The organism is Streptomyces sp. NPDC036822 (assembly GCF_055609145.1).
Map to the genome: position 1 here is coordinate 144,158 of NZ_JBVJPY010000011.1, position 25,900 is coordinate 170,057.

Here is a 25,900-nt window from a genome sequence, read left to right on the forward strand (position 1 = left end):
CGAGGCGCGACATGACCGCGACACGCACCCCACCGGCGGACACGGCGAAGCAGGGATGGGCCTCCGGCCTGACCGTCTTCGCCGCCGTGATGCTCTTCCTGGTCGGCCTGCTCGACATCCTCCGGGGCATCATGGCCGTCGCCGAGGACGACGTCTTCGTGACGACACGGAACTACGTGTTCGCCTTCGACCTGACGTCGTGGGGCTGGATCCACCTCGTCCTGGGCGCGATCGCCGTGATCGTCAGCATCGGGCTGCTCAAGACGGCGATGTGGGCCCGCGTCTCCGGCGTGATCATCGCCGGGCTCGTCATCATCGCCAACTTCCTCTCCGTCCCCTACGCCCCGGTCTGGTCGATCGTGATGATCGCCCTCTCGGGCTTCATCATCTGGGCGCTGTGCGTCATCGACCGGGACAACCTCTTCGACCTGTCCGAAGAGGCACCCCCCCGGAGCCGGTGACGCGGCCCGGCACGGCGCGAGCCGCGACCGTGCGCGAGGGGCGTCCGGGATGGGCACGCCTGGCCGTGCTCGCCCTGCTGGGCAGTGTCCTGGTGCCCCTCGTCGCCGCCGGTCTGCGGAGCCTGCTCTGGGTGCCGGTCGGCCTGGCGGGACTGGCGCTCGCCGCCGTCGGCGTGTGGTGGGCCCTGGCGCACACCGGTCCGCTCCGGTTCCTCGGGGCGCTCCTCTCGGTGGCCGCGCCGGTCGCTGTCCTCGCCCTGTACGCCACGTTCGACATCCTCTGGCCGGCCGCCGTGTCCCTCGCCCTGTGGGCGTTCGCCGTCACGGCGGCCCGTACGGCCCTGACATCCGGAGGCACCTCCTCCGCGGAGAGTGCCGTCCCGGCCCCCCGCGCCCCCTGGATCCTGATGAACACGCGATCCGGCGGCGGCAAGGTGGGCCGTTTCCACCTGGTGGAGAAGGCCCGTGCGGCGGGCTGCCGGGTCGCCCTGCTCGAAGCGGGCCAGGATGTCGCCGAGCTGGCCCGCCGGGCCGTCGCCGAGGGAGCGGATCTCCTGGCGGTGGCGGGCGGTGACGGCACCCAGGCGCTGGTGGCGGAGGTCGCGGCGCGCCACGACGTGCCGTTCGCGGTGATCCCCGCCGGCACCCGCAACCACTTCGCCCTCGACCTGGGCCTGGACCGCGACGATCCGGCGGCGGCCCTGGACGCCCTGTCCGACGGCGTGGAGATCCGCGTCGACCTCGGCTTCGCCGCGGACCGGGTCTTCGTCAACAACGCCTCGTTCGGGACCTACGCCTCCGTCGTCGTCGACCCGGCCTACCGGGACGCGAAGGCCCGTACGACCCTGCGCACCCTCCCGGGCCTCCTGAGCGGCGCCGGCGCGCCCCGGCTGCGGACGCGGGCGGACGGGACGGACATCGACGGTCTCCAGGCGCTGCTCGTCAGCAACAATCCGTACGGTCGTGCCGTCGACGCGGCGCACCCGGGGCGAAGGGAGCGGCTGGACACGGGGCTCCTCGGCCTGGTCTGCGTGCGGGTCGGCAACACCGTCCAGGCGGCGCGGGTGGTGCGCGGCCCGCGCTCCGGGGGGATCGTCCGGCTCGAAGCCGCCGAAGCCGTCGTCGACCTCGTCGTCGAAGCCGACGCGGACACCCACCCGGAGCTTCCCGTCGGCATCGACGGGGAGCACGTCCTCCTGCCGTCCCCCGTCGTGTGCCGGAGCGCGCCCGGGGCCCTGCGGGTCCGTGTGCCCCGCCACCGCCCTCGCGCCCGGCGTGCCAGGGGGGCGGCGGCCGACTGGCCGCGGGTGGCACGGCTGGCGCTGGGCCGGGGATCCACCACCCGCCGGTGACCGCGCTTTCCGGGGAGAGCCCGAAGCCGGCGTGTGACCGCGGTGCGATCAGCGCGGTTCGGCCGGCACGGTTCGTCCGGCGCAGCTCGGCCGGCACAGCTTGGCCGGCGCGGTTCGGCCGGCACGGTTCGTCCGGCGCAGCTCGGCCGGCACAGCTCGGTCAGCGCAGTTCGTCCGGGCAGGCCGTGCCGCGCGGGAAGAGCTTGTACGGGGCCGCCAGGCGGTAGACGCCCGGCTTCGGGGCCAGCAGCTCGGTCCACTCGTCGCCCTCCGCGTCCGCCTCCGTCTTCAGGAGGCAGCCCTGGTCGTTGCGGAAGACCTTCGGGAGCTCGGTCTCGGAGTCCTCGCGGGCCCGCTTCGACTCCTCCGTCTCCTGGGGCGGTTCGATCTTGTCGCCGTTCTCGTCGAGGAGGGCCAGCCAGGGCGAGTAGGGCACCCGGATCAGCACGCGGCCCGGGGCGTCGAGGCGGATGACGACCTCCTCCGCGCCCGCCCGGCGGACCTCGGCCGGCGGGGCGGCGAGGGGCGTGGGGTTCTCGACGGCGTACAGGCGCCAGTTCGCGTCGGACCAGACCTGCTGGAGGTACGGGAGGCCGTCCTGGACCAGCTCCGCCTCGCGCTCCGCGCCCGAGTCGGGCGCCCCGGTGGGGAGCACGACGTAGTGCACCGCCCAGCGGTCGAGCCAGTCCTGGTAGTTGGAGGCGTTGAGGGTGTCGTCGTAGAAGAGCGGGTTCCGCTCCATGTCCGCCTGGCGGTTCCAGCCGCGTGCGAGGTTGATGTAGGGCGTGAGAGCGGACGACTCGCGGTGGCTGGAGGCCGGGACGACCTCCACCCGCGCCTTCTCCGCGCCCCGCACCTGCAACTGGTTGATCAGCGGAGCGACCTCGCGCGCCCACGACGCGTCGGGGGCGGTGCGGATGACGTCGTCGACGCTCTTGAACCCGATCCAGAAGTTCAGGCCGGCGAAGGCGAGCACCAGCGCGTACCAGCGGCGCGAGCGCGGGGCTGCGTAGGGCAGGGCGGCGAGTAGGACGACGCCCGCGAAGAGCATCACGAGCCGCGAGACGTTCGACCCGATCTGGGAGTCGACCAGCCAGGTCAGCAGGGTGCCGGCGGAGTAGACGGCCGCCGCGGTGCGGACCGTGCGCCACGCGCGCGGTACGAGGACGAGGACCAGGACCCCGAAGAGGAACGGGAGCGCCGTCGACGCCAGCGACATCGGCTGCGTACCGGAGAAGGGGAACAGCCAGGAGGAGAGGGCGACGACCGCCACCGGGGCGAGGCCGAGGGCGTACGCGCCCGGGCGCCGCTTGTTGAGGAAGAGGGCGGCCGCGGCGACGCCGAGGAAAAGACCGGCGACCGGGCTGCAGGCGGTCGCGAGACCGGCGAGCGGAGCGGCGACCGCGGCCTTCGCCCAGCGCTTGTGGCGCCAGCGGTGCGGCCAGCAGAACACGGCCGCCACGGCGCCGAGCGCGAACATCATGCCGAGCCCGAACGTCACCCGCCCCGACAGCGCGTTGCACAGGAAGGCGAAGACCCCGGCCAGCGCGCACGCGAGCGGATTGCGGACCGCCCTCACCCGCACCAGGATCAGCGCCGTCAGACCCGCCGACAGGGTCCCGGCGATCATCATCGTCGTACGGACGCCGAGCACCGACATCACGTACGGCGAGACGACGCTGTACGAGACCGGGTGCATTCCCCCGTACCAGGCGAGGTTGTACGCGGAGTCGGGGTGCCGGCCCACGAACTCGGCCCAGGCGTCCTGCGCGGCGAGGTCGCCGCCGCTGTTCGCGAACAGGAAGAACCAGAGGATGTGGGTGAGCGCGGCGAGCCCAGTGGCGATCATGACGGGGTAGCGGCGCTTGCGGCGCGCGGGGCGCGGGCGGGGCGTCCCCGACGCCGCCGTACCGGTGGCCGGACGGGGCGCCGGGAGGTTTATTCGCGACGCGGAGTCCCGGGACCGGGGTCGTGACTGCGCGCCCTCGTCGGCGCGTGTCGGCTCGGCGGTGGTCACTGCGGCCCTTTCCCGTGCTGCCCGTCGCGCGTGATCGTGCCTCGGAACGCTAACAGTCGGGCGCCCCGGAGGACCGGGGCGCCGTCCCGCGTCAGCCGATGCGCGTCAGCTTCTTGTCGAAGCCAGGCTCCACCAGGTCGGTCTGGAGGGCGACCGGAGCGCTGACCTTGCCCGTGCCGGTGCCGATCGACACCTGGCCGACGATGTCGCCCGCCTTGCCGGCGTGCGGGACCGTCTTGCCCCCGTCCGTCAGCTCCAGGTCGACCTTCAGGCCCGGCCAGCCGACGGCCTTGAGCTCCTTGGTCGCAATCACCGGGGTCCGGCCGCCGAGGCCGTCGTCGACGTGGCCGACGACCTGGCCCTTGCGCACGACCGGGGCTGAGGTCACGTCCTTCTGCGCCTGCTGGATCAGCCGGAGGCTGTAGTCGATCGCCAGCTGGAGCTTCTGGTAGAGCTGGTCGGCGTCCTTCGCGCCCATCACGACACCGAGGATGCGGCGGTTCTGGCCGTCGACGACGGTGTTCGCGGACCAGAGCAGGTTGCCGCCCGCGGGCGTCGAGGAGCCGGTCTTGATGCCGCCGACACCCGGCTCCAGCAGGATGTTGTTGTTGTTCTCGATCTGCCCCGGGATGCCGTCCACCTTGAGGTTCGGCATGTTCACGATCTCCCGGAACACGTCGTACTGCATGACCGCCTTGGCCAGCTTCAGCTGGTCGAGCGGGGTGGAGACGGTGGTCGCCTGGAGGCCCGAGGGGTCGGTGTAGACCGAGTCGGTCATGCCGAGGTCCTTGGCGGCGGCGTTCATCTTCTCGACGAAGGCGGCCTCCGAACCGGCGTCCCAGCGGGCGAGGAGACGCGCCACGTTGTTGCCGGAGGGGATCATGAGGAGCTGGAGCAGCTCCTTCTCCGAGTACGTCTGCCCCTCCGCGATCGGCGCGGTCGACTCGTCCTTGGCCTTGGCCTGTTCGCCGGCCTTCTTGTCGACCGTGATCTCCGGGCCGTTCGCGTCGCCCTTGATGGGGTGGTCCCGGAGGATCACGTACGCGGTCATCGTCTTGGCGACGCTGGCGATCGGAGCGGGCTTCTGGGCGCCGTACGTGCCCAGCGATCCGACGCCCTCGACCTCGGCGGCACCCTGGCCCTCGGTGGGCCACGGCATGTTCAGCTCACCGCCCGCGAAGGTGAAGGTCGGGGCGGTGGAGAGGGTCAGAGCGGGGGCCGGGAGCGGCCGCACGAACTGCACGATCGCAAAGATGATCAGCGCAAGGACGACCAGCGGCGTCCAGATCCGGACCCGTCGGGCGGCGGTGCGCAGAGGGGTCGGCGGCGGCGGCGGGGTGTTCGTCAGCTCCGCGAGCAGGTCCAGCGGGGGCAGCGGCGGCATGGGCTGCTGCCTGGTCCGCTCGGCCTCGGTGAGCGACGCGGGGGCGGCGGGGGCCACCGGCTTCGCCTCGGCCTGGCGCGGCGTGTTCGCGGCAGGGGCGGCCGGCGTCCCGGGGAGGTCGCGGCGGAGCGGGATGAACTGGCTCGTGCGCTCGGCATCGGACTCGGGCGCCTTCGCCGGCTCGGGAGCCTTGGGCGCGGCCGGGGCCTGGGGTGCCTCGCTCGCGGGGGGCGCCTTGGGGGCGTCGTCGGCCTTCGGCGCCTCGTCGGTGTCCGGCGCGGGCGGGCCGGCCTTCGCGGGCGGCATGATCGGCGGGATCTTGAGCGCGGTCGTCGGCTGGTCCACGACGGGCGGCCGTACGGCCTTGAACACGGCGGTGGGCTGGTCGAGGACGGGCCGGCCGTCGGCGGACTGGTCGGCGGCGGAGTCATCGGCGGCGGAGTCATCGGCGGACCGGCCCGCGGCCGGCTTCCCGTCGGCGGGCTCGACCTCGACGGGCTTCCCGTCGGCGGGCTCGGCCGCGACGTCGGCCTCGGCGGCGTCCTCAGCGGCGTCCTGGGATCCCTGGGCGGGCTTCCGGGCCGCGAACCAGTCCTCCGCCTCCCCGGCACCGGTGGCCTTCGCGGTGTCAGGCGCCGCAGCCGCCGCAGGGGCGGCCTGGGGGGCCTCCGGGGCCTCACCGGCTCCGTCCTCGGCCCCTGAGCCGTTCTCGGCCCGGGTCTCGGCATCGATGTCACCGTCGACGCCGTCGCCGTCGACCGGTTCCACCGGCTCGCCCGCGTCCGGCTTCGCCGCGTCCGCCGTCACGGCCGGCTCGTCCTCGACAGGGCCTTCCCCGGCCTCCTCGGCCTCCTGGGCGCCCGCGGCGTCCGCCGCCTCCGGCTCGTCGCCCGAGGCGACCCAGGCCGCCACAGCCGCCCGCAGGCGGTCCTCGCGGCCGTCACCGTCCTCGGCGGAGGGCTCCGCGGAGGGCTCGGCGGCCGGGGCGTCGTCCTCGGGGGCGCGCGGGGCGAGGGCCTTGAAGACCGCCGTCGGCTGGTCCACTCGAACCGAACCCGAGCCGGAACCGGAACCGGAAGAACCCGGACCCGACCCCGCTTCCGAACCCTCGGCCGCCGACGCCGAAGACGCCGACGGGCTCGACTCGCGGAACACGGACAGCCGCGGATCCCGCCCGCCGCCGCCCGGAGTCGCCTCCCGCGAAGACTCCTGCTGCTCCGCCTTTTCGGGGGACTCGCCCGCCACCGTGCCTCCTCCATGCGTCATGCGTACGTCCGAACCATGTACCAGTGTCCTGTGTGAACCCCTTGGCTCCCGTGCTAGACGAGAACGACATACATGCCGGTTCCCGTACGAAGCACCCAGGCGCTCTCGACAGATGAATGTGAGAGGGGTCACCCTGTGACTCATCCACGCGGGGAGGCATGGATGGGCAGGAGCCGCAGAACAATTCCGGAGGAGCTTCTGCTGCTCGCTCTGGACCCGGCCACGGGTACCACAGCGCAGCCGCAGTCGCTCGACCTCGGCCTCGCCGGAGCACAGCTAGTGGAGCTGGCTCTGGCAGGACGGATAGCCCCTGACGGGGATCGTATCGCCGTGGTGATGCCACGGCCGACCGGAGATCCGACTCTGGACTCCGCACTGGAGCTGCTGCGAAGGCGTGGCAGCCCGGTCCGGGCGGTCCACTGGATCGGCGGGCCCCGACTGGGGCTGCGTCAGATCTATCTCGCTCATCTGGAGCGATGCGGCATGGTGCATGCCGTGGAGGGCCAGATGTGCGGAGTGCTGCCGACGACTCGCTACCAGGCGACGGAGACAGCGATCAGCCGGGACATCAGGTCCCGGCTGGACAGTGCGATCCGCACCGGTGTACCGCCGGACCCGCGGACCGCGGCGCTCGCCGCGCTGGCCCACGCGGTCGGACTCGGCAAGCACCTGTACCCGGGGAACGAAGGACGGTCGTCGCGGTCCCGGCTGCGCGATCTGATCCGGCACGACCCCATGGGCGGCCTCGTGGCACACGCCGTGATGGACGTCCAGAACGGCGTGGCCGCCCAGCCGCGCCGTAACGCCCCGGCGGGAGGCGGGCGCCCTGCGGGCGTCACCGAGCAGCCCCGTCACGGCAGCATGGCCCGCGCGGCCGTGCACTGAGCACCACCCAGATCCCTTCCGGGAGCCGCACAGACGTGTGCGGGGCGGCCGAGCCGGCCGCCCCGCACACGCGCGTCTCCGGCCGGGCGCCCGGGCCGTGCGGCACCGGGGTTGTCGTCATTTCCCAGCGCACACCGGGCCTTTGGTGGCAGTCTGCCAAGCAGTAGATACGTACAGCTACGCAGCCGACAGCCGGAGGTGCAGTTTCCGTGGCGTCCACCGTCAACCCCACCGTCAGGCGACGCCGATTGGGCCAGGAGCTGCGCCGGCTCCGGGAGCAGAAGAACATGACGGCCGAGCAGGTCGCCGAGCGTCTCCTGGTCTCCCAGTCGAAGATCAGCCGTCTCGAGAACGGCCGGCGCTCCATCAGCCAGCGTGACGTCCGCGATCTGTGCGGCGTCTACGAGGTCGAGGACGAGCGGGTCGTCGAGTCGCTGATGCAGATGGCCAAGGACTCGCGCCAGCAGGGTTGGTGGCACGCCTTCGGCGACATCCCGTACAGCGTCTACATCGGTCTGGAGACGGACGCGGAGAGCCTGCGTGTGTACGAGCCCCAGATCATCCCCGGGCTGCTGCAGACGCGCGGGTACGCGGAGGCCGTCATCCGCGGGGCCCTGCCGGAGTCGACGCCGGCCGACATCGACAAGCGGGTCACCGTCCGCACCCGCCGTCAGGACCGGATCAAGGGCGAGGAGCGTCCGCTGCGCCTGTGGGCGGTGATCGACGAGGGCGCGCTGCGCCGCGAGGTCGGCAACAAGCAGCTCATGATCGAGCAGCTGGAGCACCTCGTCGAGCAGTCGCACCTGCCCCACGTCACCGTCCAGGTCCTGCCGTTCGAGATGGGTGCGCATCCGGGCATCAGCGGGCACTACGCGATCCTGGAGTTCCCGGACGCGTCCGACTCCAGCGTCGTCTACATCGAGGGAGTGACCAGCGACCTCTATCTGGAGAAGGCGCAGGATGTCGCGAAGTACAGCGTGATGTACGAGCACTTGCGGGCACAGGCGCTGAATGTGGAGCAGACCCGGGACTTCATCTCCGACATCGCCAAAAAGTACGCGGGCGGAGATCGGGGGTGAAAAACGGCCGAAAGGCCTGCTGTCGGGGATGAGGCCGGTACGGTACACCTCGGCCTTGTTCCGGCGGAAGAGCACGTGGAATATGCCATCCGGTCGAGTGAACGCCCGCCCCACGCGGCGGGACCGGCGAGTAGCGTCGATCACGCCAGCAAGAAGGTTGGCGCGACACCCTACGGGCAGAACCGGAGCTGAGATCATGGCGATTATTCAGGGCGCTACGGACACCTGGACGAAGTCCTCCTATTCCGGGGGGAACGGGGCCTGCGTGGAGGTCAAGTCCCCTGCCGTGGCAGCGATCGCGGTGCGTGACTCGAAGGCTCCCGAGGGCCCTTCCCTCGCCTTCGGGCCCGGCTCCTGGAACGCCTTCGTCAGCGAAGTGAGCACCGGAACCCTCTGAACGGCGCGCGTCAGGCGCCCGGCGTCACGCGACCGCACCCCTCGCGGACACCACGCAGCAGCCCTCTCGACCGGTCCGCCGTCCTGGCCGAGGGGGCTCGGCCATTCCCGGCACCGCGCGCCCCGCGACCGCGCTTCTCCGTCTGTTTTCGGCCCCGCCCGGCACCCTGACCCGCCGGACCACCTCACCTCACCTCAGCTCGTCGACGTACCGGTCCGTCCCCGGGACCGTCGGGATGAACGGTGCCACCAGTTCCACCCGGCCGGACTCCCCGCCCGTCGCGGCCAGGTCCGCGAAGTGGTCGCGCCAGACGTCGCGTGGGTCGCGTTCCAGGAACCAGAGCAGGGTCAGGCGCGTGTCGGTTCCCTCGACCTGCTTCACGTACGTCATCCGGTCCCCGGGCAGCGGTGTGGGGCGGAAGACGGTCACCATCGCCGCCGGGGAGCCCGCCAGGCGGCGGGGGAGCTCGCGGGAGCGGAGGTGTTCGAGCAGCTCCGCCCGCCGGTCGGGGTCCTCCGCGTCGATCACCTGGAGGATCAGGCCCGCGTAGGGGTGGTCCAGGGCGTGGACGTCCCGCGGGCCGGCCGCCCCGTCCCGGTAGACGGTCGCCTCGTGGTCCTGGAAGGCCGTGAAGACGTGCGTGCGTTCACGGTGGACGCGCCCGTCGCGGTTCAGGCGCTTGTTGATGGCGACGGTCCACTTCATGTGCTCGTCGTAGCGGCCCTCGGTGACCCAGTACGTGGAGAGGTAGCAGCCCGCCGTCACCGGCTGGGCGACCGCGGACTTCTCCGGGGTGCGCAACTCCTGGAGGGCGCGGGTCGCGACCCAGCGGCGCCCCGCGTACATCCAGGGCATCGCCATCGCCCCGGCGTAGTAGTGGTCGTCCTCGTACCAGCGGTTGTACGCGTACTCGTGGCCCGGATGCGGCTCGACCATCGTGATCAGGGCATGTCCGGGGCGTACGCCGTACGGTCCCACGGCGGCCAGCTCGCCGTACGTCTCGCTCCGCGTCCCCTCGGCCTCGCCCGTGCGCGCGTCGTCGCCCATGTCCGCGTCCCTTCCCAAGTCGTCCGGAGCCCCCTACTCTGACGGGCCGTCAGATGAATGGCCAGAGTCGGGAGGCGCCCGGATGCCGCTCCAGGGGAAGACCGTGATCGTGTCGGGCGTCGGCGCCGGGCTGGGCCACCGGATCGCCGAGACGGTGGTGCGGGACGGGGGCAACGCGGTCCTCGGCGCGCGGACCGAGGCGAACCTCGCCAAGACGGCGGCCGCCGTCGACCCCGAGGGGCGCCGTACCGCTTTCCTGTCCACCGACATCACCGACGAGGCGCAGTGCGGGGCGCTGGCCGCGCTCGCGGTCGAGCGGTTCGGGGCGGTCGACGCGGTCGTGCACGTGGCGGCCCGGGACAGCTACTTCGGCGGCGTCGAGGATGCCGACTTCGCCACCTGGCAGGGCGTCCTGGACGTCAACCTGCTCGGCACCCTGCGGATGACCCGGGCCTGCCTGCCCGCGCTCAAGGAGCGGGGCGGCTCCGTCGTCCTGATCGGTACGCAGTCGTCGGTGGCCGCCCCCTCCCAGGTCCGGCAGGCGGCGTACGCGGCCTCGAAGGGCGCGCTGACCTCGGCGATGTACTCGATGGCGCGGGAGTTCGGTCCCTACCGGATCCGGGTCAACACCGTCCTGCCGGGCTGGATGTGGGGGCCGCCGGTCCAGGCGTACGTCCGGTTCACCGCGCACACGGAGGGCGTGCCGGAGGCGGAGGTGCGCGGCCGGCTCACGGAGCGGATGGCCCTGCCCGAGCCGGCCACCGACGGGGACGTGGCGGAGGCGGCGGCCTTCCTCGCGTCGGACCGGGCGCGGGCCATCACCGGGCAGTCGCTTCTGGTCAACGCGGGCGAGCTGATGCGTTAGCGGGCGCGCGACCCCGCCATCCGGGCCGTGCGGCGAACCCCGCCGTACGGCCCTTTTTGACCCCATCTGTATTCATGAATATGAACGCAGGTCAACAACTCGAACGATTTTACCTTCTCTTGACCCTCCGGTGCGTTGTCGTGGCAGTTCGATTCGCCACACCATGAACGGCGTTCACAAGGCGGACCGGAACCCCTGGAGGGGGCTCAATGAACAGTCTCGACTGGGCCGTGCTCATCGGCTACTTCGGCGTGATGGTCGCGATCGGCGTCTGGTCCCACAAGCGCGTGGACGACGTCTCCGACTTCTTCACCGCCGGAGGCAAGATGCCCTGGTGGCTCTCCGGCATCTCGCACCACATGTCGGGCTACAGCGCCGTGATGTTCACCGGCTACGCCGGCATCGCGTACACCTACGGCGTCACCTCGTACGTCACCTGGTCCTTCCCCATCGCGATCGGCATCGCCATCGGCGCGCACCTCTTCGCGCCCCGGCTCAACCGCCTCCGGTCGCGGCTCCACGTGGCTTCCCCGCTGGAGTACCTGAAGAACCGCTACAACCTGCCCACCCAGCAGGCCCTCGCCTGGTCCGGGGTGCTGCTGAAGATCGTCGACGTCGGCGCCAAGTGGGCCGCCATCGCCACCCTGCTCTCCGTCTTCACCGGCATCTCCCTCAACGAGGGCATCCTCATCACCGGTGTGGTCACGGGCATCTACTGCACCGTCGGCGGCCTGTGGGCCGACGCGCTCACCGAGCTGGGGCAGTTCATCATCCAGTTCTTCGCCGGCATCGCGATGCTCGTCGCCGTCCTGGCGAAACTGGGCGGCTTCAGCGCCCTGTGGACGGTCTGGGACCGGCCCGAGCTCCAGGGGCACACCGCGCCGACCGCGGGCCCGTACACGATGACGTTCCTGCTCGCGTACCTCTTCATCAAGACCTTCGAGTACAGCGGCGGCATGTGGAACCAGGCCCAGCGCTACATGGCCACGCCCAACGCCCGCGAGGCCACCCGCTCCGGCCGGCTCTCGGCCGTCCTGTGGTTCGTCTGGCCGCTGGTCCTCTTCTTCCCCATGTGGGTCGCGCCGCTGCTCGTCGACCCCAAGAAGCCCGACGCCTCCGACTCGTACGCCCTGATGACCGAGCAGCTGCTGCCGCACGGCCTGCTCGGCCTGGTCATCGTCGGCTTCTTCTCGCACACCATGGCCATGTGCTCCTCGGACGCCAACGCCATCGCGGCCGTCTTCACCCGGGACATCGCCCCCGTGCTGAGCAAGGCCGCCCGGACCTGGACCCACCGGGCCGGGCTGCTGGCCGCGCGCTGGTCGACGATCGCCTTCCTCGCGCTGTCGATGGCGGTCGCGACCCAGGTCAACTCCCCCGCCTTCAAGGACATCATCACCATCGTCATCAAGTGGGTGGCCGGGCTCATGGGACCGATCGCCATCCCGTTCATGCTCGGACTGCTGCGGTCCTTCCGGAAGTCCGGGCCGACGGCGGCGCTGGTCTCGTGGGCGGCCGGCCTCTTCACCTTCTGGCTGACCAACTACGGCCTCGACGGTCTCGAGCTCCAGATCCAGATCGTCTCGCCGCTCGCCGTCTCCCTCGTCCTCTACATCCTCATCGGCTTCATCAAGCCCGAGGACACCCCGGAGCGGGACGCGGTCCTCGACAAGCTCCACTCGGACGACGGCAGCCCGGCCGGAGCCGCCGCCGTCCCCGCGCAGAGCGGCGGCGACCGCACGGGTCAGCCCCTCGGATAGCGCGCCAGCCAGCCGGGCGAGGACTCGGAGGGGCTGTGCAGGGCGGCGCCCTGCGTCATCTCCATCGCGAAGTCGTCCGCCATCTCCAGGACCGTCGAACGGCCCTCCAGCTCGGCCAGCCAGGCCGGCGGGAGGGCCGTCTCGCCGTGCAGGGCGCCGAGCAGGGCACCCGTCACCGCGCCCGTCGCCGCCGAGGGCCCGTCGTGGTTGACCGCGAGGCGCAGGCCGTGCCGGATGTCCTCCCCGACGAGGGCGCAGTAGACCGCGACGGCGAGGAGGTTCTCGGCCCGGTCCTCGTCCGCGCCGAGGGCGGTGACCCTGGCGGCGTTCGGCATGCCCTGGCGTACGGCTCCGAGGGCCTGCTGGAGGGCGGCGGTGACGGGCTCGTGGCCGGGGCGGGGGGCGAGCTGGCCGAGCGCCCGCTGCACCGAGCCGTCGACGCTCTCGCCGCGGGCGAGGCCGTGCACGACGACGGCCAGGGCGCCGGCCGCGAGGTAGGCGGCGGGGTCGCCGTGCGTCTGGGCCGCGCACTCCACCGCCAGCTGGCACACCAGCTGCGGCTCCCACCCGACCAGCAGCCCGAAGGGCGCCGACCTGACCAGCGCGCCGGAATCGGTCGCGCCCGGGTTCTTGGGTTTGTCGAGGGTGCCGAGGACCTCGTCGCCGAGACCCGTCAGACAGCTGCGGGCCGGGTTCCTGCGGGCGTAGAGCCACTCCTCGCGGGCGAGCCAGCCGTTGTCCTTGCGCCGTTCGTCGGGGCCCCAGTCGCGCTGCGTGGCCGCCCAGCGCAGATGGGCCCGGTGGACGTCGGTGGGCGGATGCCAGGCCCCGGTGTCCCGGCGGACCTGCGCGCGTATCAGCCCGTCGACGGTGAAGAGGGTCATCTGCGTGGCGGCGGTGACGGCCCCGCGCCTGCCGTGGGCCGGGACGGGCTCGGTGAGACCCTGCGGGCCGTGCTCGGCCCGGATCTCCTCCAGGGACAGCGCCGCGACCCCCGCGCCGAAGGCGTCGCCGACGGCCCCGCCGAGGAGGCAGCCGCGCACCCGGGCCCGGAAGTCCTGCTGTTCGGCACGGCCCCACACGGCCGCGGCGGTCGTCGTCACGACGTGCCCTCCCCCGGAAAGCCCTCGGCGCCAGGTCGCGCATCTCGCAGCACTGTAATGGACCGGGTTCGCCCGTTCAGGGGTCGGAACGTTTTGCGATCGGATGCCCTTCTGCCCCTTTTCGACCGCAGTTCACCGGACCCCGACGTAACCTTCACCGTCGAGGTCCGGCGGGCCCCGCCGATCGGCCGGCCCCGCCGCCGCCGGGGAAACCCCGTCAGTCACCCAGCACAGGCAGCAGCTCCGGCAGGTGGCCGTCGGACGCGAGCGCCGCCCGCACCCGCTCCTGCGGCACCTCGCCGTAGAGCGTCGTCCTCGGCCGGGCGGGACGGCCGGCCGCCTCCGCGATGGCGGTCAGGTCCCTGACCGAGCGGTACGAGCCGTAGCCGGAGCCGGCCATCCGGGAGATGGTCTCCTCCATCAGCGTGCCGCCCAGGTCGTTCGCGCCGGAGCGGAGCATCTCGGCGGCACCCTCCGCGCCCAGCTTCACCCAGCTGGTCTGGATGTTCGGGATGTACGGGTGCAACAGCAACCGGGCCATGGCCGTGACGGCGCGGTTGTCGCGGACCGTCGGGCCGGGCCGGGCGATGCCCGCGAGGTAGACGGGGGCGTTGGTGTGGATGAAGGGCAGCGTCACGAACTCCGTGAAGCCCTCCCGCCCGGCCTCCAGGGCCGCCCGCTGGATACGGGCCAGCGTGCGGAAGTGGCCCAGCCAGTGGCGCGGCTGGTCCACGTGGCCGTACATCATCGTGGACGAGGACCGGATGCCCAGCTCGTGGGCGGTGGTGATCACCTCGATCCAGGTCGCCGTGGGCAGCTTGCCCTTGGTGAGGACCCACCGCACCTCGTCGTCGAGGATCTCGGCGGCCGTGCCGGGGATCGAGTCGAGCCCGGCCTCCTTCGCGGCCGTCAGCCACTCGCGGATCGAGAGCCCGGTCCGGGTGGCGCCGTTGACGACCTCCATCGGCGAGAAGGCGTGGACGTGCATGCCGGGGACGCGCTCCTTCACCGCCCGCGCGATGTCGAAGTAGGCCGTGCCCGGAAGGTCCGGGTGGATGCCGCCCTGCATGCACACCTCGACCGCGCCGACCTCCCACGCCTGCTGGGCCCGGTCGGCGACCTGGTCGAGGGAGAGGGTGTAGGCGTCGGCGTCGGTGCGCCGCTGCGCGAAGGCGCAGAAGCGGCAGCCGGTGTAACAGACGTTGGTGAAGTTGATGTTCCGTGTGACGACGTACGTGACGTCGTCGCCGTTCACCGACGCGCGTACGTCGTCGGCGATCCGGGTCAGCGCGTCGAGCGCGGGGCCGTCCGCGTGCAGCAGGGCCAGCGCCTGGTCGTCGGTGAGCCGTGTCGGGTCATCGGCGGCCACGGCGAGGGCGTCCCGCACGTCGGTGTCGATGCGCTGGGGGACCATGCCGGGGACGGCCGCCTCGCGCAGCGCCTCCCAGTCGCCGTAAACCTCGTCGAAGTCCGCGCGGCGGTCGTGCGTCCGGCCGGTGGTGTCGACGGTGCGGTGCAGGTCGGTGCGGCCGCTCGCCGTGAACGCCTCGTCCGGCTCCTGCCAGGGCAGGCCGCGCACCGGCGCGTCCGGGTTGGCGAGGCCCGTCTCCGGGTCGGCGAGGGCACGGACGTGCGGCAGCAGCCGCGGGTCGAGCCAGGGCTCGCCGCGGCCGACGAACTCGGGGTAGACGCAGAGGCGTTCGCGCAGCTCGAAGCCGACCGCACGGGACTTCTCGGCCAGGGTGTCGATCTGCGGCCAGGGCCGCTCGGGGTTCACGTGGTCGATGGTGAGGGGCGAGACCCCGCCCCAGTCGTCGATGCCGGCGCCGATGAGCCGGCCGTACTCCTCGTCGACGAGGTTCGGCGGGGCCTGGAGGCAGGCGCTCGGGCCCATGATGTGCCGGGCGACGGCGATGGTGGCGACGAGGTCGTCGAGTTCCGCGTCCGGCATCCCGCGCATCGCCGTGTCCGGCTTCGCGCGGAAGTTCTGGATGATCAGCTCCTGGACGGAGTGGTAGGCGCGGGAGACCTTGCGCAGCGCGAAGAGGGACTCGGCCCGCTCCTCGTACGTCTCGCCGATCCCGATGAGCAGTCCGCTGGTGAAGGGCACGGAGGAGCGCCCGGCGTCCTCCAGGACCCGCAGCCGCACGGCGGGGTCCTTGTCCGGGGAGCCGTAGTGCGGCCCGCCGGGCTCGGACCACAGACGGGTCGCGGTCGTCTCCAGCATCATGCCCATGCTGGGGGCGACCGGCTTGAGGCGCTGGAAGTCCGTCCAGGACAGCACACCGGGGTTGAGGTGGGGCAGGAGCCCGGTCTCCTCCAGGATGCGGATCGCCATGGCCCTTACGTACGCCAGGGTGTCGTCGTAGCCGTGCGCGTCGAGCCACTCCCGCGCCTCGGGCCAGCGGTCCTCGGGCTTGTCGCCGAGCGTGATCAGGGCTTCCTTGCAGCCCAGTTCGGCGCCGCGGCGGGCGATGTCCAGGACCTCGTCAGGGGACATGAACATCCCGTGCCCGGCACGGCGCAGCTTGCCGGGCACGGTGACGAAGGTGCAGTAGTGGCAGGTGTCCCTGCAGAGCCGGGTGAGCGGGATGAAGACGCTCTTGGAGTACGTGATGACGCCGGGCCGGCCGGCGGCGGCGAGGCCCGCGTCGCGCACCCGTGCCGCCGATCCGGCGAGGTCCTCCAGGTCCGCGCCCCGCGCCTGGAGCAGCACGGCGGCCTCGGTGACGTCGAGCGCCACCCCGTCCCTGGCCCGCTTGAGGGCACGGCGCATGGCGTTCTCGGTGGGCCGTCCGGGCTGGTGATCCGTCATGCACCGAGCATACGAGCGGCCGTCGGCGGCGGGAACGCGGACGTCGGGGCGGGGACGCGTGAGTACCCGCACCCCGTCCGGCTGAGGAGCGGTGCTCATCCGGGCCCCCGGAACGCGTTCTAGTGTCGCCCTCGTGACGAACCAACTGATGGACGACGTGGCCGATCCGCCGACGCCGCTGCGCGGTGCCCTGCGGGTCACCTTCTTCGTGATCCTCGCCGCGGTCGCGGTTCCGGTGCTGCTCGTGGCCGGGCTCCTCGTCACGTACGCCGTGGAACGGGCGACGGGCGAGGGTTTCCCGGAGGTGGCTCCGGCCGTGATGGCCGAGCGGGCCACCTCACGGACCCAGGAGCTGTACGACGTCGCCGGACTCGGCGGCGCGCTCCCCGCCGCGCGGCCGGACGGTGACAACCACGCCGCCGAGAACTCGATCTCCGCCGAGGTCTGCTATCCGGACGGCCTGGAGAGCATGGCGGACGAGCCCGAGAAGGGCTCCTACCGGCTCGGACACAACTGGCGGATCGCCGGCGTCTCCGAGCAGGAGGGCGGGGCCGCGCTCCGCCGGCTCCGCGACCACCTGGACGGGACCGGCTGGACCGTCACCGCGTTCCGCGACAGCGGGGACGACCGGGTGCTGCGGGCCGAGCGGCGGGACGAGGCCGACGACAACCCGGACCGGGTCGTCGTCACCTGGTGGTCCCACTGGAGGACCCTCGACGGGTTCACGGCGATGCCCTGCGCCTACGACCCCTCCGGTGCCGGTGGCGACGAAGCCGTCGAAGGTCTGGAGCCCCCGGCGCTTCGTTGAGGTGAACGGTCAGAGGTACCGCCCGTAGTCGTCGAGGACGCGCAGCACCTCGGGCTCGTCCCCCGGCGGGAGCTGGAGGACGACCTCCTCGCAGCCCAGCTCCGCGTAGTGCGCGAGCTTGCCCGGGTTCGGCAGGACCGCGTACGGGACGATCCGCAGGTCCGCGGGGTCGCGGCCGGCCTTCTCCCAGGTCTCGCGCAGGACGGGCACCGACTGCGACAGGCCGCGGCCCCCGATCGGCATCCAGCCGTCGGCGACGTCGGCGATCTGCGCGAAGAGCCGGGGTCCCGCCGCCCCGCCCAAGAGGGTGCGGGGGGCGCCGCCCGCGGGCTTGGGCCAGGCGTGGGAGGCGCGGACGGAGACCCCGAGGGCGCCCTCGTAGGCGGTGGGCTCGGGGGCCCACAGGGCGCGCATCAGCGCCATCCGCTCCCGGCCGAGCTCGCGCCGGGTGGCCCACTCCACCCCGTGGTCGGCGGCCTCCTCCTTGTTCCAGCCGAAGCCGACGCCGAGGGTGAAGCGGCCCCCTGAGAGGTGGTCGAGGGTGGCGATCTGCTTGGCCAGGGCGATCGGGTCGTGCTGGGTGACCAGCGTGATCCCGGTGCCGAGTCCGAGCCTCTCGGTGACGGCCGCCGCCTGGCCGAGGGCGACGAAGGGGTCGAGCGTCCGGCCGTACTCGCGGGGCAGTTCGGTGCCGGCCGCGGGGTAGGGGGTGGTCCGTTCGACCGGGATGTGGGTGTGCTCGGGGAGGTAGAGCCCGGCGAACCCGCGCTGTTCCAGTTCGCGCGCGAGCCGTACGGGGGTGATGGTCTCGTCGGTCAGGAAGATCGTGGTCGAGATCCGCATGGGGGCACGGTAGGGCGTGGGGCGCGGTTTTCCGAGAGGGGCGACGCGCGGACGTCGCGCGTCGTCCCGGCGCCCACGGCCGCGGCCGAGCCGGCCTGCCGGTGGTCGCGCGGGCCCGCTTCCGGCGGGCCCGCCCGGTCAGCCCTGGTACTCGCTGAGGTCGATGGCGTGGACCCGCAGGGGGACGTCGAAGACGGGGTGGACCGTGTCGCGCTCCGGGGTCATGCCGAGCTTGCGCATGACGTTCTCGGAGGCGGTGTTGCTGATGTGCGTGATGCTGACGACCCGGTCCAGGCCGCGGTCCTGGAGGGCGAACTCCAGGGCGGCGTGGGCGGCCTCGGAGGCGTAGCCCTGTCCCCAGAAGGGGCGTCCGAGCCGCCAGCCGATCTCCACGGCGGGCAGCACCTCGGGCAGGAACTCCGGGACGGAGAGGCCGGCGAAGCCGATCAGCTCGCCGGACCCGAGCAGTTCGACGGCGAAGAGCCCGAAGCCCTCCTCGTCCCACTCCTCCTCCCAGCGCTCGATGTCCGCGGCGGTCTCCTCCAGATCGCGCACGGAGCCGTCGCCGATCCAGCGCATGACCTCGGGATCCGCGTTGATCTCGGCCATGGGGACGAGGTCGTCGTCGGTCCAGCGGCGGAGGAGGAGTCGGGGGGTACGGATCTCGGTCATGGCCCCATCCTGTCGAACACGGCGGCGTGACGGTAATCGGACGGTGTCGCCGCCTCTTGACCTCAAGCATGGTTGAGCCATGAGGCTCGTCGTATGAACACGGACACGGACACCACGACCTCCACGGACACCACGGTCTCCGCGGCCTCCGCGGCCTCCGCGGCCGACATCGCCGCCCTCGTCGACGTCGCCGCCGTCACCCGGCTCTTCGACCGCTACCTGCGCTCCCTCGACGACCGGGGCGACTTCGACGGGAGGTGGGCGGCCGCGTTCTTCACCGAGGACGCGACCACGTCCACCCCCGCGGGGGACGTCCGCGGCCGGGACGCCGTCGCCGCGAACGTACGGATGGCGATGCGGCTCTTCGACCGGACCGTCCACTTCGGGTCGAACTACCTGGTCGACGTGGAGGGCGACCGGGCCACCCTCCTCGGCAACCAGCTCTCCACCCATGTCCTGGCGGGCGACGGCGGCCTGTTCGTCTCCGGCGGGCGCACGGAGAACGAGTTCGTCCGCACCCCCGGCGGCTGGCGGCTGTCCCGGTCGGAGCTGCGCATCGCGTGGACCCGGGGAAACCGGCCGGTGCTGCCCGACACGGCCGCCGCCCCCCGCTGACCCGGAGCGGCCGGCCGCTCCGGGTCAGCGGGGTACGAAGAAGGTGGCGGGACCCCGTCCGGTCCCGCCACCTTCGGTACTGCGACTCAGGCGATCGTGCTGCTGGTGCTCGTGCCGGCGCTCAGTCGGCGACGACGAGCGACGGCGTCTCCTTGGTCAGCACCTCGCCCCGGAAGAACGCGGGGCTCCTGCGCTGCATCACCAGCATGATCACCACGCCGAGCAGCAGCAGTCCGACACCGATGACGAAGACCGAGCCGACGCCGAGGACCGAGGAGCCGCTGCCGTAGGCCGGGTCCCACATGTCGTACAGCGTCTTGCCGAAGACCGCGGTCAGGAGGATGCCGCCGAGCACCGGGCACACGCCCTTGTAGAGGAGGTTCCGGCCGGAGTGGAAGAGCTCCTTGCGGAAGTACCAGGCACAGGCGAACGCCGTGAGCGAGTAGTAGAAGCAGATCATCAGGCCGAGCGCGTAGATCGTGTCGACCAGGACGTTCTCGCTGACCACGGTCATGACCGTGTAGAAGACGCCGGTCGCGACGCCCGCGACGACCGTGGCCTTGCCGGGGACCTTGAAGCGGGGGTGGACCTTGGCGAAGGAGGCGGGGAGGGCCTCGTACGCCGCCATGGCCAGCACGGTGCGCGCCACCGGGATGAACGTCGTCTGGAGGCTGGCCGCCGCCGAGGCGAGGACCGCGACGAAGAGCAGGATGCCGAGGGCCGGGCCCATGACCGGGCCGGCGAGGGCGGCGAAGACGTTGTCGGAGGTCTCCGGGTTGGCGAGGCCGAGGCCGGTGTCGCCGGAGCCGACGGCCATCTGGGCGGCGATGCCGGTGGCCAGGTAGGAGGCGACCAGGACGACCATCGCGACGAGCGCGGCGCGGCCGGGGGTCTTGGTGGAGCCGGAGGTCTCCTCGTTGGTGGCGAGACAGGCGTCCCAGCCCCAGTACATGAAGATCGAGAGGGAGAGACCGGCGGTGAAGGCCGCGAAGGACTGGACGGCGAACGGGTTCATCCAGGACCAGGAGAAGCTCAGGCCGGTGTCGAAGGCGCCGCTGCCGGCCTTCTGGAAGGCCATGGCGACGAACACGACGAGCACGACGAGCTGGAGGCCGACGAGGGCGTACTGCACGCCCTTGGTGGCGGTCATGCCGCGGTAGCTGATCGCCGTGGCCAGCGCGATGAGCGCGAGGCAGGTGACGATGTGGACGGCCTTGTTGTCGTCCAGGGCCGCGATCGACGGGTTGCCCGTGATCTCGCCGGCCAGCAGCCAGAAGTAGGAGGTCGCGACCCCGGCGAGGTTGGAGAGGACGATGATCGTCGCGATGACGAGGCCCCAGCCGCACATCCAGCCGATCCGGGGGCCGAAGGCCTTCACGGTCCAGGTGAAGGAGGTGCCGCAGTCCGGCATGACCTTGTTGAGCTCGCGGTAGGCGAACGCCACGAGCAGCATGGGGAGGAAGCCGGCGAGGAAGATCGCGGGCATCTGGAGTCCGACCTCGCCGGCCGTGGAGCCGAGCGTCGAGGTCAGGCAGTAGACCGGGGCGACGGTGGAGATGCCGATGACGGCACTGCCCATCAGCCCGACGGAGTTCCCGCCCAGTCCCTTGCGGCGTACGCCTTGGGTGTCGCCCGGGGCGTCGACGCCCCTTACCGTGTCTCCGGCCTGGGGCCGTGCATCCACCTGAGTCATGAACAGGACGTTAAGTGCTGCGGTTTCCACATCCGGAAGATCGCAATCCACTCACAGCATCGATCTTCACCTTGCATTGCGAGGCGGAATCCTGCCGATCGCCAATGATTGAAAGATCGACGATCCGGCATACCGACCGATTGGTTGGACCGCCGGAGGACGTCCGATATGCGGGAACCGCAGCTGGGCCCGGAATGTCCGATTCCAAAATTTCCCGTGCCGTTTTTCCCGCCGTCGTCCGGAGGGACCCGAAGGCCCCGTCGGGCGATCAACCGGGCCAGACCACCGCCTGCGTCTCGCTGTAGGCGTGCAGGGCGTACGAGCCGACGTCGCGGCCCACACCGCTCTTCTTGAACCCGCCGAACGGCGCCTCCATGTTCCGCCCGACGGTGTTCACGCCGACGCCGCCGGCCCGCAGCCGGCCCGCGATCCGGAACGCGCGGGCCACGTCGCCCGACCAGACGTAGTCGATGAGGCCGTAGTCGCTGTCGTTCGCGAGGGCGACCCCCTCCTCCTCGTCGTCGAAGGGGACCACCACGACCACCGGGCCGAAGATCTCCTCCCGGACGACCCGCATGTCGTTGGTGCAGTCCGCCAGGAGCGTGGGGGCGACGTAGAAGCCCTTCGGGCGGTCCGGACGCTCCCCGCCCGCCACGACCCTGGCGCCCTCCTTCCTGCCCAGGTCGACGTAGGCCTCGATCCGGTCGCGGTGCGCCGCCGATATCACCGGGCCGACCACCGTGCCCCGCGCCGCCGGGTCGCCGACCGTCATGAAGGAGAGGGAGGCGGTGAGCTTCTCGACCAGCCGGTCGTGGATCCCGCGCTGGGCGAGGACCCGGGTGGGGGCCGTACAGATCTGCCCGCTGTAGAAGGAGAAGGTGGTACCGATGCCCGCCACGGCCGAGTCGAGGTCGGCGTCGTCGAAGACCAGCGCCGCGCCCTTGCCGCCCAGCTCCATCAGCTGCCGCTTCAGCGCCCCGCCGCAGACCTCGCCGATCCGCTGCCCGACGGCGGTCGAGCCGGTGAAGGAGACCATGTCGACGTCCGGGGAGTCGACGGCCGCCTCACCGACGGAGGCGCCCGCGCCCGTGACGACGTTGACGACGCCCGCCGGGACGCCCGCCTCGGCCAGGGCCCTGGTCATCGCGTAGACCGAGAGCGGGTCCTGCGGGGCCGGCTTCACCACGACCGTGTTCCCCATGGCGAGCGCCGGGGCGATCTTGCCCGCCGGATTGGCCCACGGGTTGTTGTACGACGTGATGCAGGTGACCACCCCGACCGGGCGGCGGACGGCGACCGCCCCGAAGACCCCGGCCCTGCCCATCGGACCCGCCTCGTTGACCTGCGGGGGCAGCGCCCGCTCGACCGGCTCCAGGGCCCCCCGCGCGTACCGCCGGAAGCGGGAGGAGCCGACGGCGACCTGCATCCCGCGCGCGGTGGCGGTGGTGGCCCCGGTCTCGGCGCGGGCGAGGGCCACGTTCGCCTCGGCGTCACGGGCCATGAGGTCCGCGGCGCGGTCCAGGATCGCGGCCCGCTCCTCCGGCTTCGTGCGGGACCAGGTGGCGAAGGCCGCGCGGGCCGCGGCGGCCGCCTCGTACACCTGGGCGCGGGAGGCCTCGGGCGCGAGGCCGACGACCTCCTCGGTGGCCGGGTCGACCACCTCGTAGTGCCCGCCCTCGGGCTCGGTCCACGCCCCGTCGATGTACAGCCGCTCGGTCCTCACCGGGTGCTCACCGTCCTCGTGTCGCGCCCCGAGCGCAGCACCCTGCCCGGGACGGCGCCGGTCACCTCGTCGTCGCGGATGGTCTCCACGCCGTTGACGCGGACGGAGACGACGCCGATCGCCCGCGAGTCGAGCCGGGGGCTGTCCCCGGGCAGGTCGTGCACCAGGGTCGCCGGGCCGGCGTCGATCCGCTCGGGGTCGAAGAGGACCAGGTCCGCGTGGTGGCCCTCCGCTATCCGCCCGCGCTCCCGCAGACCGAAGAGCCGGGCCGGGTCGTCGGTGAGCATCCGCACCGCCTGTTCGAGGGGGACGAGCCGGCGCCCGCGCAGGCAGTCGCCCAGGAAGCGGGTGGTGTACGGCGCTCCGCACATGCGGTCCAGGTGGGCGCCGGCGTCGGAGCCGCCCAGCATCACGTCCTCGTGCTCCCAGGTCTCGCGGCGCAGCGCCCAGGAGGCCGGGTCGTTGTCGGTGGGCATGGGCCACAGGATGGTGCGCAGGTCGTCGTTGGCGCAGATCTCGACGAGGCACTGGAAGGGGTCCTGGCCGCGCTCGGCGGCGATGTCCCGCACGACGCGGCCGGTCAGGCCCTCGTTCTCGCGGCTGTAGGTGTCCCCGATGACGTACCGGCCGAAGTGCGCCAGGCGCCGGAAGACGCCGGCCTCCCTGGAGTCGGCGCGCCGCAGCATCTCGGCGCGCACGTCGGGCTCGCGGAGCTTGGCGATCCGCTCGGGGACGGGGAGGGAGAGGACCTCTCCCCATCCCGGGATGAGGTTGAGGGCGCAGAAGGTGCCCAGCGACATGTTCATGGGGGTGAGGATCGGCATGGTGAGGGCGACGATCCGGCCGCCGGACCTGCGGGCGCGTTCGGAGGCGACGAGCTGGCGGGGGACGCGTTCGGGGACGGCGGCGTCGATGGTGAGGACGTTCCAGTTGAGCGGACGTCCGGCGGCGGCCGTCATCTCGACGAAGAGGTCGATCTCGGCGTCGGAGAACTGGTCGAGGCAGCCGGCGAGGATCGCTTCGAGCTGGGTGCCCTCGTGTTCGCCCACGGCCCGGGAGAGGGCGACGAGCTCCTCGGGGGTCGCGTGCCGGGAGGCGACGGGGGCGCCGTCGCCGTCGGAGTGGGTGACGGACTGGGTGGTGGACAGGCCCCAGGCGCCGGCCTCCATGGCGTCGTGGAGCAGGGCCACCATGCGGGCCAGCTGCTCCTCGGAGGGCTGCCCGCCGACCGCGTCCGGGCCCATCACGTACCGGCGCAGGGCGCAGTGGCCGACCATGAAGCCGGCGTTGACGGCGATCCGCCCTTCGAGGGCGTCGAGGTACTCGCCGAAGGACGACCAGCTCCAGTCGACGCCCTCTTCAAGGGCCTTCAGGGCCATGCCCTCGACCTTGGACATCATGCGGCGGGTGTAGTCGGCGTCCTCGGGCCGGCCGGGGTGGAGGGGCGCGAGGGTGAAGCCGCAGTTGCCGCCGGCGACGGTGGTGACGCCGTGGTTCATGGAGGGGGTGGCGAAGGGGTCCCAGAAGAGCTGGGCGTCGTAGTGGGTGTGGGGGTCGACGAAGCCGGGCGCGAGGACGAGGCCGGTGGCGTCCTCGGTGGTACGGGCGGCCTCCGTGACGGTGCCGGGTCCGGCGACGAGGACGATCCGCCCGTCGCGTATGCCGACGTCGGCGACGAAGCCCGGCGCGCCGGTCCCGTCCACGACGGTGGCGCCCTTGATCAGGTGGTCGAGCATGGTGTCCCTTCCTCACGTGGACTGCCCCGGCCGGGGGCTCCGCAGCCGGCCGCGGCCGCGGTGCCTCCGACCGGGGCCGGTGACGGGGCGGCGGTCCGGGAAGACACCACCCCGCGCTTCACTGGCGCCCACCCGGTCCCGTACGGGCGGCCGTCCCCCTCGGGAGGCCGGGGCGCGACGTGGGTCAGGCTCCCGCGGCCCCGCGGAAGCGGGTGGTGCGGTGGACAGGGTCCGTGTCGATCTTCGGGATCACGTGCTCGCCGATCAGCCTGATCGAGTTCATCGTGTCCTCGTACGAGATCCCGATCGGCAGCCCGAACGACAGCTGGTCGGCCCCCGCCTGCTCCCAGCGCTTGCACTGGCGGGTGACCTCCTCCGGGTCGCCGCAGATCATCAGCTCCTCGGCGATGAGGAGTTCGATGAGCTCGGCGCTGTACTCCGGCAGGAGTTCGGGCCACTCCGGGATGCCCTCGGGCCGCGGGAAGGTGTCGTGGTAGCGGAAGAGCAGCGACTGGAGGTAGTTGAGTCCGCCGCCGACGGCGATCTCGACGGCCTTGTCGTGCGTCTCCGCGCAGATCGCCGTCGAGGTCACCATGACGTTGTCGTTGACGAAGTCCCCGACCGCCTCCGCCTCCTTGATCGCGGACTTGTAGGACTCGACGACCCATTCCATGTCGGAGACCTTCTGCACGCTGAACCCGAGGACGCCGAGCCCTTTCTTCCCCGCCATGGCGTACGAGGAGGGCGACCCGGCGGCGTACCACATCGCCGGGTGGGACTTCCCGTACGGCTTGGGCAGGATCTTGCGGGGCGGGAGCGACCAGTGCTTGCCCTGGAAGCCGGCGTACTCGTCCTGGAGCCACATCCTGGGGAACTCGGCGATCGTCTCCTCCCAGATCTCCTTGGTGTGGTTCATGTCGGTGATGCCCGGCATGAACCCGAGGATCTCGTGGGAGCCGGCCCCGCGCCCGGTGCCGAACTCGAAGCGCCCGCCGGAGAGGTGGTCGAGCATGGCGACCTTCTCGGCCACCTTGACCGGGTGGTTGACGGGGGCGAGCGGGTTGAAGATGCCGGAGCCGAGGTGGATCCGCTCGGTGGCGTGGGCGAGGTACCCGAGGTAGACGTCGTTGGCCGAGAGGTGCGAGTACTCCTCCAGGAAGTGGTGCTCGGAGGCCCAGGCGTACTTGAACCCGGACGCGTCCGCCTGGATGACGTACTCGGTCTCCTCCATCAGAGCCTTGTGCTCGGCCTCGGGATCGGTCTCGGCGCGCTTGCCGACGTATCCCTGCACGAAGATCCCGAATTCCAAGGGGTTCACCGTCCTCGTTGTTTCTGACGTACCGTCAGATATTCGATGGCCCCGACTCTGGCACCGCCGC

The 25,900-nt window shown here is 72.0% G+C and carries 20 protein-coding genes; 9 read left to right on the top strand and 11 right to left on the bottom strand.

What is annotated here, in order from left to right; translation table 11 throughout:
• Nucleotides 1-11: 11 nt before the first annotated feature.
• Together ACZ68P_RS24345 and ACZ68P_RS24350 are read left to right on the top strand one after the other, a co-directional pair.
• On the top strand, nucleotides 12-461 hold the full coding sequence (locus tag ACZ68P_RS24345; RefSeq protein ID WP_471009534.1) for a DUF7144 family membrane protein: 450 nt from the start codon (nucleotides 12-14) through the stop codon (nucleotides 459-461).
• Between the two features lie 29 nt (nucleotides 462-490).
• Nucleotides 491-1,813, top strand: a complete 1,323-nt coding sequence (locus ACZ68P_RS24350; protein ID WP_471009537.1) for a diacylglycerol/lipid kinase family protein — start codon at nucleotides 491-493, stop codon at nucleotides 1,811-1,813.
• A 160-nt stretch (nucleotides 1,814-1,973) separates the two neighbouring features.
• Here ACZ68P_RS24350 and ACZ68P_RS24355 read toward each other — a convergent pair whose 3' ends face one another.
• The gene (locus tag ACZ68P_RS24355) at nucleotides 1,974-3,662 is read right to left on the bottom strand and encodes an MFS transporter (RefSeq protein ID WP_471009540.1); all 1,689 of its coding nucleotides are present in this window, start codon (nucleotides 3,660-3,662) and stop codon (nucleotides 1,974-1,976) included.
• 259 nt (nucleotides 3,663-3,921) lie between these two features.
• Entirely contained in the window at nucleotides 3,922-6,258 is a 2,337-nt protein-coding gene (locus ACZ68P_RS24360; RefSeq protein ID WP_471009543.1) for a D-alanyl-D-alanine carboxypeptidase family protein, read from the bottom strand.
• A gap of 384 nt (nucleotides 6,259-6,642) precedes the next feature.
• Between ACZ68P_RS24360 and ACZ68P_RS24365 the strand changes: the two genes are divergently transcribed.
• The 3 genes from ACZ68P_RS24365 to ACZ68P_RS24375 all read left to right on the top strand — a co-directional run bounded on the left by ACZ68P_RS24365 (nucleotide 6,643) and on the right by ACZ68P_RS24375 (nucleotide 8,841).
• Entirely contained in the window at nucleotides 6,643-7,365 is a 723-nt protein-coding gene (locus ACZ68P_RS24365) for a GOLPH3/VPS74 family protein (RefSeq protein WP_471009546.1), read from the top strand.
• A gap of 209 nt (nucleotides 7,366-7,574) precedes the next feature.
• Complete coding sequence (locus ACZ68P_RS24370) at nucleotides 7,575-8,444, top strand: helix-turn-helix domain-containing protein (protein ID WP_471009549.1); 870 nt, start codon at nucleotides 7,575-7,577, stop codon at nucleotides 8,442-8,444.
• A gap of 196 nt (nucleotides 8,445-8,640) precedes the next feature.
• Complete coding sequence (locus ACZ68P_RS24375; RefSeq protein WP_471009552.1) at nucleotides 8,641-8,841, top strand: DUF397 domain-containing protein; 201 nt, start codon at nucleotides 8,641-8,643, stop codon at nucleotides 8,839-8,841.
• A 189-nt stretch (nucleotides 8,842-9,030) separates the two neighbouring features.
• Here the strand turns inward: ACZ68P_RS24375 and ACZ68P_RS24380 are convergent, their stop codons facing one another.
• On the bottom strand, nucleotides 9,031-9,888 hold the full coding sequence (locus tag ACZ68P_RS24380) for a hypothetical protein (RefSeq protein WP_471009553.1): 858 nt from the start codon (nucleotides 9,886-9,888) through the stop codon (nucleotides 9,031-9,033).
• An 82-nt stretch (nucleotides 9,889-9,970) separates the two neighbouring features.
• On the opposite strand from ACZ68P_RS24380, the gene ACZ68P_RS24385 reads away from it, so the two are divergent.
• Nucleotides 9,971-10,753, top strand: a complete 783-nt coding sequence (locus ACZ68P_RS24385) for an SDR family oxidoreductase (protein ID WP_471009555.1) — start codon at nucleotides 9,971-9,973, stop codon at nucleotides 10,751-10,753.
• Between the two features lie 209 nt (nucleotides 10,754-10,962).
• On the top strand, nucleotides 10,963-12,513 hold the full coding sequence (locus ACZ68P_RS24390) for a sodium:solute symporter family protein (protein WP_471009556.1): 1,551 nt from the start codon (nucleotides 10,963-10,965) through the stop codon (nucleotides 12,511-12,513).
• On the opposite strand, the gene ACZ68P_RS24395 is transcribed toward ACZ68P_RS24390, so the two are convergent.
• Entirely contained in the window at nucleotides 12,498-13,616 is a 1,119-nt protein-coding gene (locus tag ACZ68P_RS24395) for an ADP-ribosylglycohydrolase family protein (RefSeq protein WP_471009559.1), read from the bottom strand. The two genes, ACZ68P_RS24390 and ACZ68P_RS24395, sit on opposite strands and share 16 nt — an antisense overlap.
• 217 nt (nucleotides 13,617-13,833) lie before the next feature.
• Nucleotides 13,834-16,431, bottom strand: coding sequence for a bifunctional FO biosynthesis protein CofGH (locus ACZ68P_RS24400; protein ID WP_471009560.1), 2,598 nt, complete (start codon nucleotides 16,429-16,431; stop codon nucleotides 13,834-13,836).
• Nucleotides 16,432-16,564: 133 nt separating this feature from the next.
• Here ACZ68P_RS24400 and ACZ68P_RS24405 point away from each other — a divergent pair, with 133 nt between their 5' ends.
• Complete coding sequence (locus ACZ68P_RS24405) at nucleotides 16,565-17,239, top strand: hypothetical protein (RefSeq protein WP_471009562.1); 675 nt, start codon at nucleotides 16,565-16,567, stop codon at nucleotides 17,237-17,239.
• A 9-nt stretch (nucleotides 17,240-17,248) separates the two neighbouring features.
• Here the strand turns inward: ACZ68P_RS24405 and ACZ68P_RS24410 are convergent, their stop codons facing one another.
• Nucleotides 17,249-18,082 (bottom strand): LLM class F420-dependent oxidoreductase, encoded by an 834-nt coding sequence (locus tag ACZ68P_RS24410; protein WP_471009565.1) that lies wholly within the window; start codon nucleotides 18,080-18,082, stop codon nucleotides 17,249-17,251.
• A gap of 138 nt (nucleotides 18,083-18,220) precedes the next feature.
• A complete protein-coding gene (locus ACZ68P_RS24415; protein WP_471009568.1) occupies nucleotides 18,221-18,754 on the bottom strand; it encodes a GNAT family N-acetyltransferase in 534 nt (177 codons plus the stop codon).
• Between the two features lie 93 nt (nucleotides 18,755-18,847).
• On the opposite strand from ACZ68P_RS24415, the gene ACZ68P_RS24420 reads away from it, so the two are divergent.
• Nucleotides 18,848-19,369 (top strand): nuclear transport factor 2 family protein, encoded by a 522-nt coding sequence (locus ACZ68P_RS24420; protein WP_471009571.1) that lies wholly within the window; start codon nucleotides 18,848-18,850, stop codon nucleotides 19,367-19,369.
• A gap of 121 nt (nucleotides 19,370-19,490) precedes the next feature.
• Here the strand turns inward: ACZ68P_RS24420 and ACZ68P_RS24425 are convergent, their stop codons facing one another.
• From ACZ68P_RS24425 to ACZ68P_RS24440, 4 genes are all read right to left on the bottom strand, one after another.
• Nucleotides 19,491-21,062 (bottom strand): APC family permease, encoded by a 1,572-nt coding sequence (locus ACZ68P_RS24425; protein ID WP_471009573.1) that lies wholly within the window; start codon nucleotides 21,060-21,062, stop codon nucleotides 19,491-19,493.
• Between the two features lie 268 nt (nucleotides 21,063-21,330).
• Nucleotides 21,331-22,785 (bottom strand): aldehyde dehydrogenase family protein, encoded by a 1,455-nt coding sequence (locus tag ACZ68P_RS24430; RefSeq protein WP_471009575.1) that lies wholly within the window; start codon nucleotides 22,783-22,785, stop codon nucleotides 21,331-21,333.
• Complete coding sequence (locus tag ACZ68P_RS24435; RefSeq protein WP_471009577.1) at nucleotides 22,782-24,521, bottom strand: N-acyl-D-amino-acid deacylase family protein; 1,740 nt, start codon at nucleotides 24,519-24,521, stop codon at nucleotides 22,782-22,784. Before ACZ68P_RS24435 ends, ACZ68P_RS24430 begins: the two co-directional genes overlap by 4 nt.
• A gap of 184 nt (nucleotides 24,522-24,705) precedes the next feature.
• On the bottom strand, nucleotides 24,706-25,830 hold the full coding sequence (locus ACZ68P_RS24440; RefSeq protein ID WP_471009580.1) for an LLM class flavin-dependent oxidoreductase: 1,125 nt from the start codon (nucleotides 25,828-25,830) through the stop codon (nucleotides 24,706-24,708).
• Nucleotides 25,831-25,900 lie beyond the last annotated feature (70 nt).